We start from the raw sequence: 17,169 nt of genomic DNA on the forward strand, positions 1-17,169 counted from the left end.
AGAGGGTGTCGATGGAGTCTGTACGGACGTCTCGTGGCTGGAAGCGGGCGGCGATTGCCGCGCTGGCCGGTGCGCTGACCCTGGGTATCGCCGCCTGTGGGTCGTCGAGCGACGACGCGGGGTCCGGCGGTGGCGCACCCGTCACCATCAACCACGCCCGCGGCACGACGACGGTGCATGGCACCCCGAAAAAGATTGTCACGCTGGGGAATCAGTGGCTGGATTCGACGCTGGCGCTCGGCGTGACCCCGGTCGGCTATGTCGACAATGTCGCCTCGGTATCCAAGAGCACCCCGGCGTGGGAACCGAAGTCGCTCGAATCGGCGAAAGCCTTGAATACCACCGGCAATATCGCCGAGCAGGTCGCGGCGCTGGAGCCGGATCTCATTCTGGTGGACGGATTCCTGGCCGACCAGAAGACCTATGACGAGCTGTCCAAGGTCGCCCCGACGCTGCCCGCACTCACCTCCTCTTCGATCCAGCCTTGGCAGGACCTGGTGACCACGCTCGGCAAAGTACTGCACAAGGAAGACGACGCGTCGCGCGTGATCGCCGATGTGGACAAGAAGGTGGAGTCCATCGGCCAGGCCGATCCGGGTCTGAAGGGCAAGACCTTCGCGAGTACCTGGTTGGCCAGCCCGGCCCAGCTGATGGTGCTGACCGATCCCAACGACGGGTCGAGCAAGATCTTCACCCAGCTCGGACTGAGCATCCCGAAGAACCTCACTGATCAGCCGTCGAATCAGGGCAGGCTGGCGCTGTCCCCGGAGCGGGTCGACGAGCTCACCGCCGATCTGCTGCTCGCGGGCTACTCCCCCGGTATGGACGAAAAGTACCGGCAGCTCCCCGGATACACCGATCTGCCCGCGGTGAAGAAGGGTTCGGTGGTCTTCCTCACGGTGCAGGAGATCAGCGCAGTCAACCAGCCGACCGCACTGTCGGTGCCCTACCTGTTGAACAAGCTGGAGCCCGCCTTCGCCAACGCGGCGAAATAGGTTCAGCGCGCCGGAGATTCGAGGCCCGCACGCACCAGCGCGCGGGCCTTCGGCCATTCCGCGGCCAGAGCGAGCAGGTACCTGAGTTCATCGGTCCGGTCGCGCAGGTCGACCGGAGTGGCGCGACCGGAGGCCGTCGCGGGCGACCCACCAGCGGCTTTGGCCTGCACGGCCCGCGCGATACACCGCGCGTATTCGCGGATATCGGTGTGCGCCTCGACATCCGGTGCGTACGGCCGCAATTGCACCAGGGCGTCGCGGATTTCGACCGTCATCCGATACAGCCGTGACGTGGAGCCACTACTCGGCCGAGCCAGCACCACCTCGGGTACGGCATCGGTGAGCGACCGCCACAGCGGGCGCAGTCGGCGACAGCACCGACCGGCCCGATCCAACTCCGCCCGAAACAGCAGCGCATTCCACAGCGGGATTCCGATCAGACCGGCGAGCAGGACCAATGTCGCGTAGGTTCCGATCTCCCAGATCAGCCCCTGCTCATCGGGTCGAGTGCCGGCGGCCATCCGCACGAGCGAGACCACCGTCGCGCTCGCGGCATACCCGGCGACGAGCAGCAGTGCGCCGTAGGTCAGTCGTTCCTTCGCCGTGATCCCACCGGTGCGCAACTCCCGCACGCAGGCTCGGGTCATCAGCATGCCGGACAAGGCGGTCGGCACCGCGGTGAGCGACCAGACGGTGAGCCCCCAATCTCGGTGCGGCGCAACCACTATGCCGACCAGCACAACAGCTCCGGCCGCCACGGCGATCCCGTCGTAGGTGCGCTGCCGCCGCACCGCGGTCCGCGTGTCCCCGCCGCCATCGAGCAAGCGTGCGAATCCGAATACATTCGCCACCGCCAGCGCGCCGAAGATCGTGAACAGATCGAGCGCGAGATGAGCCCGACCGAGCCGACCGACGCAGATGAAGACGAGCAGACCGACCAGATCCCAGGCCAGTGCGCGATTGATGAGCCGGTCGCTGAGGGTGTCGTCGACCAGGAACCACCGGCCGATGGTGATCGCCGCGACGAATCCGACGATCACCACCACGGGCGCGACCGGCAGCGAGTTCATGGCCCAGACAGTAGAGTCCGAGCGCGGCACGCACCAGCCGTGACTCAGCGCGCGGCGACGAGTTCGTCGGCCTCGGCGAGTTCGGCCAGTTCCTCCTCGACGTACTTGTCGCCCGCGAAGTACGAGGCCGCGGCGGCCAGGAACATCATCAGGGCGGCCGAGAAGAACACCACGATCAGACCCGAGTGGAACGGTCCGGTGAGCAGATGCGGGAAGAACTCCTGACCGGTGAGGGTGTCCGCATTGACGCCCGGCTTGGCCAATTCGCCGCTGGGGCCGAGCAATTCCTGGATCGGGTTGTAACCGAGGAAGGCGGCGAACATGCTCGCGACGGGCGGCAGGTCGGCGAGTTGGGACGCGGCCCCCGCGGATACGCCCTGGGCGCGCAGACCGCTGTCGAGTGCCGAGGGCAGGCTCGCGGCGAGGCCGACGACCATGAGCGAGAAGAAGATTCCCATCGACAGCGCATTGCCGCCGTTGAACAGGGTGCCGCGCATACCGGAGGCCGCGCCGCGCTGGGACGCGGGCACGCTCGACATGATGGCGGCGGTGTTCGGTGAGAAGAACAGTCCGCAGCCGATGCCGTTGAGCAGCACGATCGCGGCGAACACCCAGTAGTCGAAGTCGACCGGGATGACGAGCAGCAGCAGGAAGGTGAGCCCGGCCAGCGTCGCGCCGCCGGTGGTGAACCGGCGCGATCCGTAGCGGTCCGACAGCCAACCCGAAACCGGTCCGGCGGCAAGGAATCCCACGGTCAGCGGCAACAGATAGATACCGGCCCACAGCGGCGTCGATTCGTAGTCGTAGCCGTGCAGCGGCAGCCAGATGCCCTGCAGCCAGATGATCAGCATGAACTGCATACCGCCGCGGCCGATCGAGACCATCAGATTGGCGAAATTGCCGAGGCCGAAAGCGCGATTGCGGAACAGCGACAGATGGAACATCGGCTCGGCGACCTTGGTCTCCACCACGCAGAACGCCGCGAGCAGGGCGATGCCGCCGAACACCGAACCGAGCACCCAGGGGTTGGACCAGCCGGTGGGATGTCCGCCATGCGGCTGGATGCCGTAGGTGATGCCGGTGAGCAGTGCGGTCAATCCGAGGCCGAAGGTGATGGTGCCCGCCCAGTCGACCTTGCCCTTGGTGCGCATGCCCACCTCGTGCAGCGAGCGATAGGACCAGATCGAACCGATCACGGCAATCGGCACGCTGACCCAGAACACCGCGCGCCAATCCCATTCCGAGAGCACGCCGCCGATGATCAGGCCGAGGAAGGAGCCCGCGACCGCGGCGACCATATTGATGCCGAGTGCGGTACCACGCTGTTTGGCCGGGAAGGCGTCGGTGAGGATGGCAGTCGAATTGGCCGTCAGCATGGCGCCGCCGATGCCCTGCAGCACGCGCCAGACGATGATCCACATCGCGCCCGAACCACCCTGGAACGGATCGAAGGACAGCGCGACCGAGGTGACCGCGAAGACCGCGAAGCCGAGGTTGTAGATCCGGACGCGGCCGAAGATATCGCCGAGCCGCCCGAACATCACCACGAGTACCGCGGTGACGAGCAGATAGCCCATCAACATCCACAGCAGATAGCCGACATTGCCCGCTTCCAGCGGATTCAGCCCGATACCTCGGAAGATCGCGGGCAGCGAGATCAGCACGATCGAGGCATTGACCGCACTGAGCAGCACACCAATGGTGGTGTTGGTCAGGACGATCCATTTGTAGTGCGGGTGATCCCGGTCGTAGCGCAGGCGGCGGCGAATGGTCTGGACATCACCCAGATCGAGATCGGCGGATGGAATCGTCACGGCAGCCCCTTGCTGATTGTTACCTCAGGAAACTATATAGTTAGCCGATGTAACTATCAAGCCGGGGCCCCACTCAGTGAACCGCTCAGCCCTCCGCGGCCTTGCGATAGCCGCGTACCGCGAAAGCGCCGAAGACCAGGGCGAGCCCAACGGACCAGGCGAGGGTCTGCAGCAGCGGGGTGGCGATGGGGCCGCCGATCGTGCAGCCGCGCATTGCCTCGATGGCGCAACTCATCGGCTGGACGCGAACTACCGGCTGCAGCCAACCCGGGTAGTTCTCCACCGGTACGAATCCGGAATTGAAGAACATCCCGAGCAGCACGAGTGCCGAGAACAACTGCACGACCTTGTCGCCCGCCTTGCTGACGCCGACCGTGATCACCATGGTGGCGAAGCCGGGAATCAGCAGCACCGGAACGGCGAGCGCGCCGAGCACACCCAGCCAGCCCTGCTCGAATCGCAATCCGAGCGCGACGCCGAGGGCGACCACGATGATCGTCGCGATCAGCGTGCGTGCGCATTCGGCGAGCAGTCTGCCGATCAGTCCGGACGCGCGGTGCACCGGCAGCACCCAAATGCGCCGCAGCAGACCGCTTTCCCGTTCCGCGTAGAGCGAAAGGCCGGTCCCCATGGCGCCGTACATCGCGCCGGTGACCGCGATCATCGGGACGAAGCCATAGATGGCGTCCACGCCGGAGGATGCGCTGAGGAATTTGTGGAGCACCAGTTGGTACATCAACAGCAGCAGTACCGGCAGAATCACGGTCGAGGTCAGCACCTCCTGTTCGCGTGGCCAGCGCCGCAGCAGTCGGCCCATTTCGACGAAGCTCTGGTCGATCAGTGTTTTCACGGCCGTCGCCTTTCCACCCACACCGAGATCGCGGCGAACGCCACGATCAGGCCGAGAATCCAGGCCACCGCAACGGCGACGGCCGAGGTGTATTCGCCATTGGCGAGATCACGCAGGGCAGCAGCGGCTTGGGATACCGGCTGATTGCGGACGAAAGGCTGGATCCAACCCGGAAAGCCTTCGGCCGGAACGAAACCCGTGGACATCATGATGAGCAGCAGTTGCGGTGCCAGCAGTGCGGACGCACCGACTTCCGGCTTACCCGTGGCGACGCCGAGTGTGTCGGCACCGATGACCAGTGCCACGGCGAAGGCCAGGGACAATGCGATGAAGACGAGAGCAGCTGCCGCACTGTGGAATCGGAATCCGAAGGCCGTGCCGATGACCAGCGCTCCCGCGAGCCCGGCCAGCGCGCGAACCAGATTCGCGGACATCCGCGCGGCCAGCGGCACCCACGATTTGACCGGCATGGACCGCATGCGAGTTCCCATGCCGCTGAAGGTGTCTCGGGCGGCGCGGTCGGCCGCCGACATGGCGGTGAAGAACATGCCCTGCAGCACGATCACCGGCAGCAGGTACTGGGCGTAATCCGCACCGGTCTGCTCCATCGACTTGCGCAGCGGGACATAGAAACAGACGAAGAAGATCATCGGCGCGACGAAACCGAAGGGCACATCACCCTCGCGGACCGCAGCGCGCACGGTGCGACCGCTCAGCGCGGTCCACTGCATTCCGGCGGGAATGGAGACTGAGTCGGTCATGCGGTCACCAACCCGGGTTCGTCGGTGGTGAGCTTGATGAAGACCTCGTCGAGTGACGGTCTGCGCAGGGCGATGTCGATGACTTCGATACCGGCCTCGGTAATGCGGCGCAGCGCCTCGGCCAGCGTGGCGGCACCGTCGGGAGCGGGGAGCGACACCCGGTCCTTGGATTCGGCGACGGTCACCCCGCAGAGTCCGTCCAGTGCGGTGACCACGGCGGGCACGTCACCCGCGTCGACCGGAACGACCTCGCAGTAGCTCGAACCCGAGCGGGCCTTGAGTTCGTCCGCGGTGCCCTCGGCGATCACGCGACCCTTGTCGATGACGATGATGTTGTCGCTCAACGCATCCGCCTCTTCGAGGTACTGCGTGGTGAGCAGGATCGTCACACCCTGTTCCTGGAGCGAGCGCACCAGCGACCAAACGCCCTGTCTGCTCACCGGATCCAGGCCGGTGGTGGGTTCGTCGAGGAAGACGACCTTGGGCGGGCGCACCAGCCCGCAGGCGATATCGATGCGTCTGCGCATACCGCCGGAGTAGCCGCCGACGCGACGATCGGCCGCCTGGGTGAGATCGAACTGTTCGAGCAGTTCGGTGGCGCGGACCCTGGCCTGCTTCGGACGCAGACCCATCAGGCGGCCGAACAGGACGAGGTTCTCCCGGCCGGTCAGCACCTCGTCCAGGGCTGCGTACTGGCCGGTGAGCATGATGGATGCCCGCACGTCCGCGGCCTCGCGCACGACGTCGTATCCCGCGACCAGGGCGCGGCCCGCATCGGGCTTGGTGAGCGTGGACAGGATGGAGACCGTGGTGGTCTTGCCCGCCCCGTTCGGGCCGAGTACGCCGAGCACACTCCCGGCCGGTGCCGAGAAGCTCAGGCCGCGCACGGCGTGGACGTCGCCGAAGGACTTGCGGACGTCCTCGACCACGATGGCGTTTTCGATCGCGTTCATCGTTCTCCCGGAATTGCGCTTGGTATGGCGGCGGCCACTGCGGTGATGCAGCGCTGCCAGATGGTGGCGAAACGGTCGATCTCGGTGGTGTCGAAAAGTGCGTCGCTCCAGCGGAACAGGGTGGCCAACTGGGGTCCGTCTGCGCCGGGGTAGACGGCGACGACGAGGTCGAGCGCGTAGCGCAGCGGCATCTCCGGTTCGGGGGCGACCGGAAGCCGTTGGTGCAGGGAGAGGTCGGTGATCGGGGTCCATGGACCTGATGCGCCTGCGCTGAGGTCCATGCGGCCCAGGTAGTCGAGCATTACCTGCGGATCTGTGTGCGGCTCGGTATCGCCGTAGCGGAGCAAGCCGTAGTCCAAGCCCCTGTTCGGAATGCTGTGGAGCTGTGCTGCAACAGTTTTCAGCAAGCCTGCCGCTTCGGCCGAATCGGATTCGGCGCGGGTGATGTCGAGTGTCGAGCCCGTGCCGACGCGCAGTGGGTACACGGTGGTGAACCAGCCGACCGTCCGCGATGTGTCGACGTTGCCGACGGTGGCATCTTCGCGGCCGTGGCCCTCGAGGGCGACCAGTGCGCCGGTGGAGCCGTCCTGGTTGCGTTCGGCTCGCCAGGTGGTGAGCGCGATTGTCAGTGCGGTGAGCAGTAATTCGTGCATGCCGAGGTCACTGCCGAGGCCGTCGAGGATGCGGCGAGTGGTGTCGGTCGGCATGAACGACGGCGTGAGGCGATAGGAGGACCAGGTGTCGCGGGTCGGATCCGGATGGCGCAGGCCGAGTTCCGGATCGGGGCCGGTCAGCTGGTCGGTCCAGAAGTCGCGTTGGGCTGATACTTCCGGTGCGCTGCGGCGCTTGTCGAGCAGTTCGGCCCAGCTGCGGTATCCAGTCAATTCTGGTGCGACACTGGGGGTTTGCCTCGCCACGACTTGTGACCATGCATCGGCCAGATCCGCGAGGATGATGTGCCAGGAGACGGGATCCACCGCGAGATGGTGGATCGACAGCAGCAGCACATCGGGGCCCTCGAAACGGACGGCCTGAATCAGGGTGCCGATCTTCGGATCGATGCGATCGATCGCCGCTCGTGCATGCTTATCGAGTGCGGTGCCGAAGTCACCGGATACCCGGACCTCGTACAGGATATCGGCGGCCCGCACGCTGCCCGGCGCTCTGGTTTCGAACCTGTTTCCGGTCGTCGACAGCTGGCCGCGCAGCATGTCGTGACCGTCGAGTAGCGCCTGTAGCACCGCTTCCAACTGTGCCCGATCCACTTCGGCGGGCAGCGATACCAGCGTCGAAAGTGCGAGCCTGCGGAAGCAGCCGTACTCGTACATCCAGGACATGATCGGCGTCGGGAGTACCTCGCCGATCTCGGCCGGGCTGTTCTCCTGTTGTGCCGCACGGGAATCGATGGCGGCGGCCAGATCGCGGACGGTGGGGTTGGTCATGACCATGGACGGGCTGACCGAGAGTCCGGCGCGTCGCACCGCGTTCACCAGGGAGATGGCGACAATGCTGTCCATGCCGAGTTCGATGAAGTCGTCATCGATGCCGGGGGTACCGCCCAGTGCCTCGGCGAGCGCGCGGCACAGGGTCCGCTCGGTATCGGTGCTCGGCAGGGTGCGCTGGGCGGAGCCCTGTAGGGCCTCCAGCGCCAGCGCGTTCAGCGCTCGGACATCGAGCTTGCCGTTGGGGGTGACCGGCAGTTCGGGCAGCGCAATGACCCGCGCCGGAACCATATACGCAGGCAGGCGCTCCGCAAGACGGGCACGCAAGGTGGCCGAATCAGCACTGACCGCGAAGGCGACCAGACTCGGGCCGCTCGGCCGCTGCACAACCAACACAGCGCCCGCACGAACCTGCGGTAGCTGCAGCAAAGCCGTTTCGATATCGCCGATTTCGATTCGGTAGCCGCGAATCTTGACCTGGTCGTCGGCGCGGCCGAGATAGGCGAGATCGCCATTCGGTAACTGCCGCACCAGATCACCGGTGCGGTACATGCGAACACCGGGTCGGAAGGGGTCGGCCACAAAGCGATCCGCGGTGATGGCGGCCTTACCGATATAGCCGCGTGCCACCTGAGCGCCGGACAAGTACAGCTCACCGACGACACCGCGCGGCACCGGCCGCAGCATGGCATCGAAGACATAGCCGGACATGCGATCCACCGGTCCGCCGATGGTGGGCTGGGCATTGCCAGGCTCGTTGCGACCGGTATTCACCGTCGCAACCACCGCCTCGACGGTGGTTTCGGTGGGGCCGTAGCAGTTGTAGACCGCGGTGCCCGGCAGCGCGCGCAATTGCTCCCACATGGGCGCACCGATGGCCTCGCCGCCGAGGGCGAGCACGGTCAGTCGCTCACCGTCCACCAGACCGGCGGCCGAGAGCTGGGTGAACATGGACGGCGAGGTGTCGATCATGTCGATCTCGTGCCGGACGATGCCGTCGACGAGGCCCTGCGCATCGCGCATTTCGGTCTCATCGAACAGGTGGACGGCGTGGCCGTCGAACAGGCCGATCATCGGCTGCCAGGAGGCATCGAAGCTCAGCGACCAGGCGTGTGCGATGCGCAGTCGGCGGCCGAGCCGGGCCACCGCAGGGCGGTAGACACGGTCGCGGTGGTCGGTGAAGTAGCTGGTCAGAGCGGCGTGGGTGCCGATGACGCCCTTGGGTTCGCCGGTCGAGCCGGAGGTGAAGATGAGGTAGGCGGCCGTCTGCGGGGCGACCGGGCGGTAGGGCCGGATGGGGTGGTTCGCGATTCGCTCCGCGACGGTGGGGTCGTCGAGTAGCAGGACCGGGCGTGTGGTCTCGCCGAGCAGGTTCGCGGACTCCCCAACCGTCAGAATGAGTTTCGGATCGGCTTGTCGCAAGATGGATTCGACGCGTGCGGCGGGTGCCGAGATGTCCACCGGCACATAGGCTCCGCCTGCTTCCAGTACAGCGAGAATGGCGATGATGGACTGGGCCGATCGCGGTAGCGCAAGGGCGACAACGGTTTCCGGGCAGATACCGTTGGCGATCAGCTCATTCGCCAGTTGTCCAGCAGCTGCGCGCAATTCACGGTAGGTGTAGCGATCCGAACCGGTGCTCACTGCGATCGCATCCGGGCTGTGGGCGACCTGGTTCAGGAAGAGCTCGTAAGCCGTGCCATTCGCGGCGACCTGCTTCTCGACAACGACGACCTTCTCATCGGCGAGCAACAGGTCCAGCGCATCGGGGCTCGAATCGCCATGATCGGGCAGTTGGCGCAGTACAGACAGGATCCGCTGGCCGATATCGCCGACCGGGAAGTGCGGCAGGGCTTCGGCAATCGCCTCGAGCATCACGACGAGCGTGCCGTCGTTCAGATGAGACACCACCGAAAGCGGGTAGTGCACCAGGCTTTCCATGGCCACCGGCAGGAAGCGGGTGCCGTTCGCGGTGACGATCGGATCGGTGGCCGCGCCGATGGGTGCGTTCTCGAAGACGAACAGCACGTCGAACAGCGCACCGTGCCCCGCCGCGCGCTGAATGGTCGACAGGCTCACATATCCCGCATCCCGCATGGCCGCCGATTCGCGCTGCAGCTGCGCGCATTGCTGGGCGACGGTGCTGGTCCGGTCGATAAGGACGCGCGCGGGCACGGTATTGATGAACAGCCCGATCATCGTCTCGACGCCGGGCAGCGCATCCGGACGGCCGGAAATGGTGGTGCCGAATACGACATCGCGTCGATCGGTGAGCCTGCCGAGGACGACGGCCAAGGCATACTGCACAACGGTATTGGGAGTCAGGCCGTTCGCCCGTGCCCATTGCACCAGCCGCGCGGTTTCGGCATTGTCCAAGCTGAATCGGCTGCGGCGCGGAATCGCCGTACCGACTTCGGTTGCCGTACCGGCGGCCAGCATGAGCGGACCACTCAGCGGCGCGAGGTATTCGGTCCAGCTGCGGGTGATGGCGGCGGTGTCCTGCGCGGCAAGCCAGCCTATGTAGTCGCGGTACGGCCGCGCCGGTGGCAGCGAATCCGCCTGTCCCCCGGCCTCGTACACCGCGATCAGCTCACGGAAGAACACCGCGACCGCCCAGCCGTCCATCAGGATGTGATGCGCGGTCACGATCATCCTGTGTCTACCCACCCCGCCGACTCCGCAAGCTCCGTCGGCTGCCATCCCCCGGTGTCTACCCACCCCGCCGACTCCGCAAGCTCCGTCGGCTGCCATCCCCCGGTGTCTACCCACCCCGCCGACTCCGCATGCTCCGTCGGCTGCCATCCCCCGGTGCCGCTCGCCGGGCAGCGTGACCAGCGTAATTCGCAGGGCCGGACCGCGAGAGAGATCGAACCGCTGCTGCCGGTCGGCCTCGGCGATGGCATCGAATTCCGCGGGTAGCGCGGCGATTTCGAACCAGGGCAGATCCACCCAGGTCGGCACGATCTGCACCGGCTTGGGTAGATCCCTATCCCAGAACGCGGCCCGCAGATTGGCGTGCCGTTCCAGAATCGCCTCGGCGCTGCGGCGCAGCATCGGCACGTCGATCGGACCGCCGATATCGATGACGAACTGCATCGTGTACAGATCGACCCCGTCGGCGGCCAACCGCGCCAACGAGAACAGCCCCTCCTGCAGCGGGCTGAGCGCGAGCACATCCTCGATTTCGGCCGGGACGCTCCGGTCCACAGTCATCGCAACGCCTTTCGACCCACGGTCATCGAATCGCCCCTCGTCGGGTCCGCCGCTCGGAAGAAATCGCCCCTCATTGCGACTGCTTCCATGCCGCACCCAATGCGGCCAGCGCGTCCGAGCCGAGGCCGGACACGCTCATCGCGGCGTGCAGGTGGTTGTCGGTCGGCTCCTCGGGCTCGGCCTGCACGCCACCGGTACCGAAGGTGTCGCCGATGGTCGTAGTCACCCCGGCTGCTACCGCGTCGTCTACCGCGGCCGCGAGTTCGGCGATGGTCAGGTGCTCGAATACCAATTGCGGAGACAGCGGGAGGCCGAGCTCATTGGCGCGAGCCGACCACTGGATGGAGATCACGCTGTCGCCGCCGAGTGCGAAGAAGCCGTCATCGGCGGTGACATCCTCGATCTCGAGCAGTTCCTCGAGGATCGCGATGAGCTGCTGTTCGGTCTCGGTGTGCTCGACATCGGAAGATGCTGTGCCCGTGCTGGTTTCACCCGCGCTATCGGTCCGGAACGCGAGTCGCCCCGCGGTATCCCAGCGCGCCCGCCGCTCCGTGCGGAACAACCGGGCTCCCGGCAGGTACGGGTCGTCGATGAACGCGTCTGCCGAATCCTCGGCGTGCCCCTGGGCAAGTCCGGCACCACCGACGTACACATCGCCGTCAACGCCGGGCGCGACCGGTCGCAGGGCCGCATCCAGCACCAGCAACCGAGCCCCCGGAATGGGTCGCGCGCGTCCGCTGCCATCGACCGCACCACGTGCCACCGCACCCGCGTACTCCGGAATCCGGAAGTCGAAGGTGGCGACCGAACCGGCCGCGAGCGCGGGCAGCAGGTCGGGAAGCGCTGCGGGCCAATCGGTTCCGACGACCTCCCAGCTGCGCACCGACGGCAGCATCGAAACGCCGGTCTGCACGAACCGCGACAGCGTGACGGGCTCGGCGACCACATGGGTGACCGAATGCGCGCCGATCAGTTCGACCAGCGCGACCGGATCTGTACGTTGCTGTTCGGTGGTGAGGATCAGCGTTGCCCCATCGGCGAGCGCGGCCAGCAACTCGACTTCGATCTCGGACCCCTTCCAGGGTGCGGCGACGAGTCGCACATCCGCCGAACCCATTGCCCGGTCCAGCGATTCGCCACGGCGATCGGCGGCTATGGCGCGCCGACCGGCCACCGCGGCCGTCAGCGCCTCTCGGTCGAGCACAACGTGCGAAACCGCAATGGTCCCGCCGGTATTCGCTACCGCATCCAGTGCGGCAAGCCTGCGCACCACCCCCGCCGCCGAAGCACCATCGGGCACTTGCGCCGCTCCCCCGCGATCGAGCTGTTCGAACAGCTCGCCGTAAGTGAGCGTCTCGGTACCGCAGCGCAGGGCGATCCGATCGGCCGGAACACCGCGGCCACGCCGGATCAACTCGGCAATGCCCGGCGTCCAGGAGAGCTCCACACCGGTGGCCCATTCGCCTAGGACCCGCTGCCGCTCGGCGGCGGGCATGATGTCGAGCTCACCCACCGTGCTGTCGGGGGCTTCGGCGAAAGCCGTCAGTACGCGAAGCATGCGCTGCGCGAACAACTCTCCGGTCGCAGGCTCGTAAAGATCGGCATTGACGATGACGCCGGCGTCGAAGCCGCCGTCGGAGCCCGCGAAGAAATTGATGCTGAGGTCCAGCAGCGAGGTGTCGAAATCCAATGGCAAGACCGTCAGCGCGGTGTGCGCGTCCAAACCCTGACCCGCACCGTCCCAGTCCTCCTCGCGGAAGTGCATCATGGTCTGGAACAGCGGGTTCCTGGACCGGGATCGCGCCGGATTCAGCGAGTCGACCACGCGTTCTATCGGGATGTCCTGATTGCTGTACGCGCCGAGTGCGGTATCGCGGGAGCGTTCCAGCACGGTCCGCAGCGTCGGATCGCCGGACAGGTCATTGCGCAGCACCACCATATTGGCGAGCAGGCCGACCAACTCGGCGGCGGCCGGATCGACCCGGCCCGCGATCGGCGTGCCGAGCGGAATATCCACACCCGCACCCAGTTTGTGCAGCAGAGTCGCGACCGCGGCCTGGTAGAGCATGAATTCACTGCCGCCGCTCGCCTCGGCGAGGGTCTTCAGCTTGCCGCGCAATTCGGCGGGCACCGCGAACGGCACCACATGTCCGTTCTTGCCGAGAATGGCGGGACGCGGGCGATCCAGGGCGACATTGATCTCGTCCGGCAGACCGGCGAGTGTGTCGCGCCAGTAATCCACCTGCGTGCCGAGCGTCTCGACCACCTCGCGCTGCCACAGCGCATAGTCGGCGTACTGCACGTCCAGGGGCGTCCAGTCCGGAGCAGCGCCTGCGGTGCGCGCACGGTAGGCGGTGGCCAGATCGTCCAGAATCGTTCGGAATGACCAGTGATCCGCCACCAGATGATGTACGAGCAGCGACAGTACGTGGGTCTTGTCGTCGAGCACGAAGATTCGCGGTCGAATCAGCAGCTCGGTATCAACGGCGAAGCAATGCCCACCGGCCGTCGCGAGTTCCGCACGCAACTTCTCCGGATCGTCCAGCTCCGTTACCGGCACATCGATCGACCCGGTGGGCAGCACCAATTGATAGGGCACGCCGCCGTTCTCGGGGAAGACGGTGCGCAGCACCTCGTGCCGGGCAACGACGTCGCCGAGCGCGGCAGTCAGCGCATCGAGATCCAGCGGACCGTCCACCCGCACCGCGAATGGAATATTGCCGATCGCACTCGGCCCCTCCAGCTTGCGCTGGAACCACAGCGCGAGCTGTGAATAGGACAGCGGAATATGCTCGGGCCGTGCACGTTTCAGCAAGGCGTGCACGGCAGCGCAGGCCTGTGCAGGCGTGGCGTCGATGAGCGCGGCAAGTCCCGCGACAGTCGGGGTATCGAACGGGGCCCGCACATCGATCTCGACGCCGAATTCGGTGCGAATCCGCACGACCAGGCGGGTGGCCAGCAGCGAATGCCCGCCGAGTTCGAAGAAGGAATCGTCCGCGCCGATCTGCTCGCGGCCGAAGATCTGCGCGAACAGGCCCGCGAGCCGGATTTCGGTGGCGGTGCTCGGCTCCCGGTAGCGGCGTGTAGTGGCGCGTTCCGGATCTGGCAGCGCGCGGCGGTCGAGTTTGCCGTGCACGGTCAACGGGATCTCATCGATCACCGAGAAGGCACTGGGCACCATGTACTCCGGCAACGTCGCGGCGGCGTGCCTGCGCACCTCGTCGACATCGAGGGTCGCCTCCGAAAGACCGTTGGCCGCAACCACATACACGGCCAGCATGGCACCGACCGCCGCATCGTCGACCGCGATGACGACACAGTGGCCTACACCCGGATAGGACGCGATGGCCGCCTCGACCTCGCCGAGTTCGATCCGGAAACCACGCAGCTTGACCTGCTCATCGGCCCGGCCGACGAATTCGATCTCGCCATTGGCATTGCGCCGCGCGAGATCGCCGGTCCGATAAAGCCGAGCGCCCGGCGCGAATGGATCGGCGACGAACCGCTCTGCCGTCAGCCCGCGCCGATTCAGGTAGCCGCGCGCCAATTGCGCTCCACCCAAATAGATCTCACCGACCACACCCGATGGCACCAACTGCAGCGCCTCGTCGAGCAGATACACCGTGACGTTCTGATTCGGCACACCGATCGGCACGATCCGCGTGCCCTGCGGGCCTTCGACATTCATATGCGTCGCACACACCACGGCCTCGGTCGGACCGTAGTGATTGCGCAGTTCGGCATCGAAGACGCCGGCGAACTTGTCGGCCACCTCACCGGGCAGCGCCTCACCGCCCACCGGAACATGCCGCAGCGCACGCCATTCGCTCACCTCCGGCAGCAGCAGGAAGGTGCTCAACATCGACGGCACCATATGCAGCACGGTGACCCCGCAGCGGGTGATCAACTCGGCGACATACGGAATATCGCGGAAGGCATCGGGCTTCGGGATGACCAGCCGGGCACCGAGCGTCAGGGTCACGAAGATATCGAGCAGGGAGGCATCGAAGCTCACCGAGGAGGACTGCAGCAGCCGGTCCTCGGCGGTCATACTCCATTCCGCGACGAAGCCAGCGAGATGTTCGGCGATCGCGGCATGGGATACCGGCACGCCCTTGGGCTTTCCGGTGGACCCGGAGGTGTAGATGACATACGCCAGATGGCCGGGCAGCAGCGGCCGCACCCGGTCCGTGTCGACAGGATCGGTTTCCGGAAGTTCCACGGCCGCGGTTTCGGCGGCATCCAGTTCGGCCCGCCCGAGCACCAGCCGGGGCGCGGCATCCTCGACCAGGTAGTCGATGCGATCGTCCGGGTAGGCCGGATCGATGGGCAGGTAGGCCGCACCGGATTTGAGCACACCCAGCACCGCGACGACGAACTCCACCGAATTCGACAGCCGCAACCCGATGATGTCTTCGGTCCCGAGGCCACGCCCGATCAGCCAGTGCGCCAAACGATTAGCACGCCGATTCAGTTCGACGTAGCTGAGTTCGGTGTCGCGTTCGGCGGGGGCGACGATGGCGAGCGCGTCGGGCGTTGCGGCGACCTGGTTTTCGAAGAGCGCGACCATGGTGGTCGGTTCGGCCTCGACAATCGAGCCGTGCGACAGTTCGAGAATCGCGGCACGATCGGCCGCGCCGAGCATATCGATATCGCCGAGCCTGCGATCGGGATTCGCGAGCGCGCTGTCCAGCAACTGCACGTAGTGGCCGAGTAGCTGTTCCACCAGGGCCCGGTCCAGATCGGCGATCCGGTACTCGGCCTCCAGATAGGCGCCATCGGCTTCCGTGACAACGGTCAGTCCAAGCGGAACCTGCGCCACAGCACTACCGAGATCCAGTAGCGTCGCCTCGACACCCGGAAGATCGAAACCCTGTGCGCTCCTGCGCACTCCGAAGCCGAGCCGGACCAGCTGCTCCAATCCGTCCCGGCCGCCGACGCGATCCGGATTCGCCTCGCGTACGACGCGATCGATGCCGACATTCTGATGTGCGAAGGCACCGACACAGGTGTCGCGAATGGTTTCGGTGAAGCGGGCGAAGGTGTCCTCGGCGCCGATGGTGGCGCGCAGCAGCAGCGTATTGCCGAAGTAGCCGATCAATGATTCGGCGGCGGCATCGCGGCGCACGGTCACCGGGACCGATACCAGGAAATCCGTTGCCGCGGTGTAGCGATGGATCACCGCGTCATAGGCGGCCAGCCACACCATGAACGGGGTGGCGCCGTGCGCACGCGCGAAGGCTTCAACCCGGCCGACGAGCTCCGCGGGCAGTGGCAAGGTGCACCGATCGGACTGCTTCACCGCAACTGTGGCAACCGTGGCCGGACCAGGCAGTTCCAGGGACTCCGGCAGTGGGCGCAGGGTTGCGCGCCAGTAGTCGATATCGGCAGTGTCATTGTCGGCGGCGATATCGCCGCAGACCGCGACATCGACGAATTGCGCGCGGTCGGCCTGGACGGACTCGGCGCGGTAGGCGGCATTGAGCTCGGTGAAGAAGACGGCCCACGAGTCGTCATCCCAGCTGATGTGATGCGCGACCAACAGCAGCGCGAATTCATCGGCACCGGTGCGCACAAGGCTGACGCGCAACGGCGACTCGGTAGCAAGATCGAACGGTCGGCCGAATTCCCGGCGAGCCAGCACCTCCAGCCTGCGCGACCGCCCGGCTTCCGGCAGATCGGTCAGATCGTGAGCCTGCCAGGACAGTTCGAGGTCGGTACGGACGATTTGGTACGGCTCGCCGTTCTCGTCGAGCCCGTAGGTGGTGCGCAGAATGTCGTGGCCGTCTACGACGGTCGCGACCGCGTCGCGCAGCCGCGCCTCGTCGAGCGCACCCGCCAGCCGGTAGGCCACACAAATATTGAGGGTGGTGTCCTCCCGATCGCGGGTCTGCAGAAACCACATGCGCCGCTGTCCGGCCGAAAGTGGATGACGTTCACCGGGTTTCGACCTTCGAATCGGCGCATTTTCGGAAGTCGTTGCGGTCAGACCACTTTCGGCCAAACGCCGGCGCAGCAGCGCCTTCCGGCGGTCCAGCACGCTGGCTAGCTCGTTGTTCGACATCGTCAAT

Annotated in this window: 8 protein-coding genes; 1 reads left to right on the plus strand and 7 read right to left on the minus strand. The window is 66.2% G+C overall.

The features are described from left to right. Nucleotides 1-11 precede the first annotated feature (11 nt). Nucleotides 12-995, plus strand: a complete 984-nt coding sequence (locus ACZ60G_RS16390) for an ABC transporter substrate-binding protein (RefSeq protein ID WP_465810938.1) — start codon at nucleotides 12-14, stop codon at nucleotides 993-995. Nucleotides 996-997: 2 nt separating this feature from the next. Here ACZ60G_RS16390 and ACZ60G_RS16395 read toward each other — a convergent pair whose 3' ends face one another. The 7 genes from ACZ60G_RS16395 to ACZ60G_RS16425 form a co-directional block, all read right to left on the minus strand. Then, nucleotides 998-2,065, minus strand: coding sequence for an MAB_1171c family putative transporter (locus tag ACZ60G_RS16395; RefSeq protein ID WP_465810939.1), 1,068 nt, complete (start codon nucleotides 2,063-2,065; stop codon nucleotides 998-1,000). Between the two features lie 44 nt (nucleotides 2,066-2,109). Continuing rightward, nucleotides 2,110-3,879 (minus strand): MFS transporter, encoded by a 1,770-nt coding sequence (locus ACZ60G_RS16400; RefSeq protein WP_465810940.1) that lies wholly within the window; start codon nucleotides 3,877-3,879, stop codon nucleotides 2,110-2,112. Between the two features lie 85 nt (nucleotides 3,880-3,964). Next, the gene (locus ACZ60G_RS16405) at nucleotides 3,965-4,729 is read right to left on the minus strand and encodes an ABC transporter permease (RefSeq protein WP_465810941.1); all 765 of its coding nucleotides are present in this window, start codon (nucleotides 4,727-4,729) and stop codon (nucleotides 3,965-3,967) included. Next, nucleotides 4,726-5,490 (minus strand): ABC transporter permease, encoded by a 765-nt coding sequence (locus ACZ60G_RS16410; protein ID WP_465810942.1) that lies wholly within the window; start codon nucleotides 5,488-5,490, stop codon nucleotides 4,726-4,728. The genes ACZ60G_RS16405 and ACZ60G_RS16410 overlap by 4 nt, the downstream gene beginning before the upstream one ends. Continuing rightward, on the minus strand, nucleotides 5,487-6,443 hold the full coding sequence (locus tag ACZ60G_RS16415) for an ATP-binding cassette domain-containing protein (protein WP_465810943.1): 957 nt from the start codon (nucleotides 6,441-6,443) through the stop codon (nucleotides 5,487-5,489). Before ACZ60G_RS16415 ends, ACZ60G_RS16410 begins: the two co-directional genes overlap by 4 nt. Continuing rightward, nucleotides 6,440-11,098: an amino acid adenylation domain-containing protein gene (locus ACZ60G_RS16420; protein ID WP_465810944.1), complete on the minus strand. Its 4,659-nt coding sequence runs from the start codon at nucleotides 11,096-11,098 to the stop codon at nucleotides 6,440-6,442. The genes ACZ60G_RS16415 and ACZ60G_RS16420 overlap by 4 nt, the downstream gene beginning before the upstream one ends. Before the next feature lie 70 nt (nucleotides 11,099-11,168). Then, nucleotides 11,169-17,162, minus strand: a complete 5,994-nt coding sequence (locus tag ACZ60G_RS16425; RefSeq protein WP_465810945.1) for an amino acid adenylation domain-containing protein — start codon at nucleotides 17,160-17,162, stop codon at nucleotides 11,169-11,171. Between the last annotated feature and the right edge of the window lie 7 nt (nucleotides 17,163-17,169).

It is taken from the genome of Nocardia sp. NPDC102475 (assembly GCF_055584605.1).

What these genes read in the sequence shown, in the direction of transcription:
- ACZ60G_RS16415 (WP_465810943.1), bottom strand. Translation starts at nt 6,443, where the DNA reads ATGAACGCGATCGAAAACGCCATCGTGGTCGAGGACGTCCGCAAGTCC.
- ACZ60G_RS16420 (WP_465810944.1), bottom strand. Translation starts at nt 11,098, where the DNA reads ATGACTGTGGACCGGAGCGTCCCGGCCGAAATCGAGGATGTGCTCGCG.
- ACZ60G_RS16410 (WP_465810942.1), bottom strand. Translation starts at nt 5,490, where the DNA reads ATGACCGACTCAGTCTCCATTCCCGCCGGAATGCAGTGGACCGCGCTG.
- ACZ60G_RS16390 (WP_465810938.1), top strand. Translation starts at nt 12, where the DNA reads ATGGAGTCTGTACGGACGTCTCGTGGCTGGAAGCGGGCGGCGATTGCC.
- ACZ60G_RS16395 (WP_465810939.1), bottom strand. Translation starts at nt 2,065, where the DNA reads ATGAACTCGCTGCCGGTCGCGCCCGTGGTGGTGATCGTCGGATTCGTC.
- ACZ60G_RS16425 (WP_465810945.1), bottom strand. Translation starts at nt 17,162, where the DNA reads ATGTCGAACAACGAGCTAGCCAGCGTGCTGGACCGCCGGAAGGCGCTG.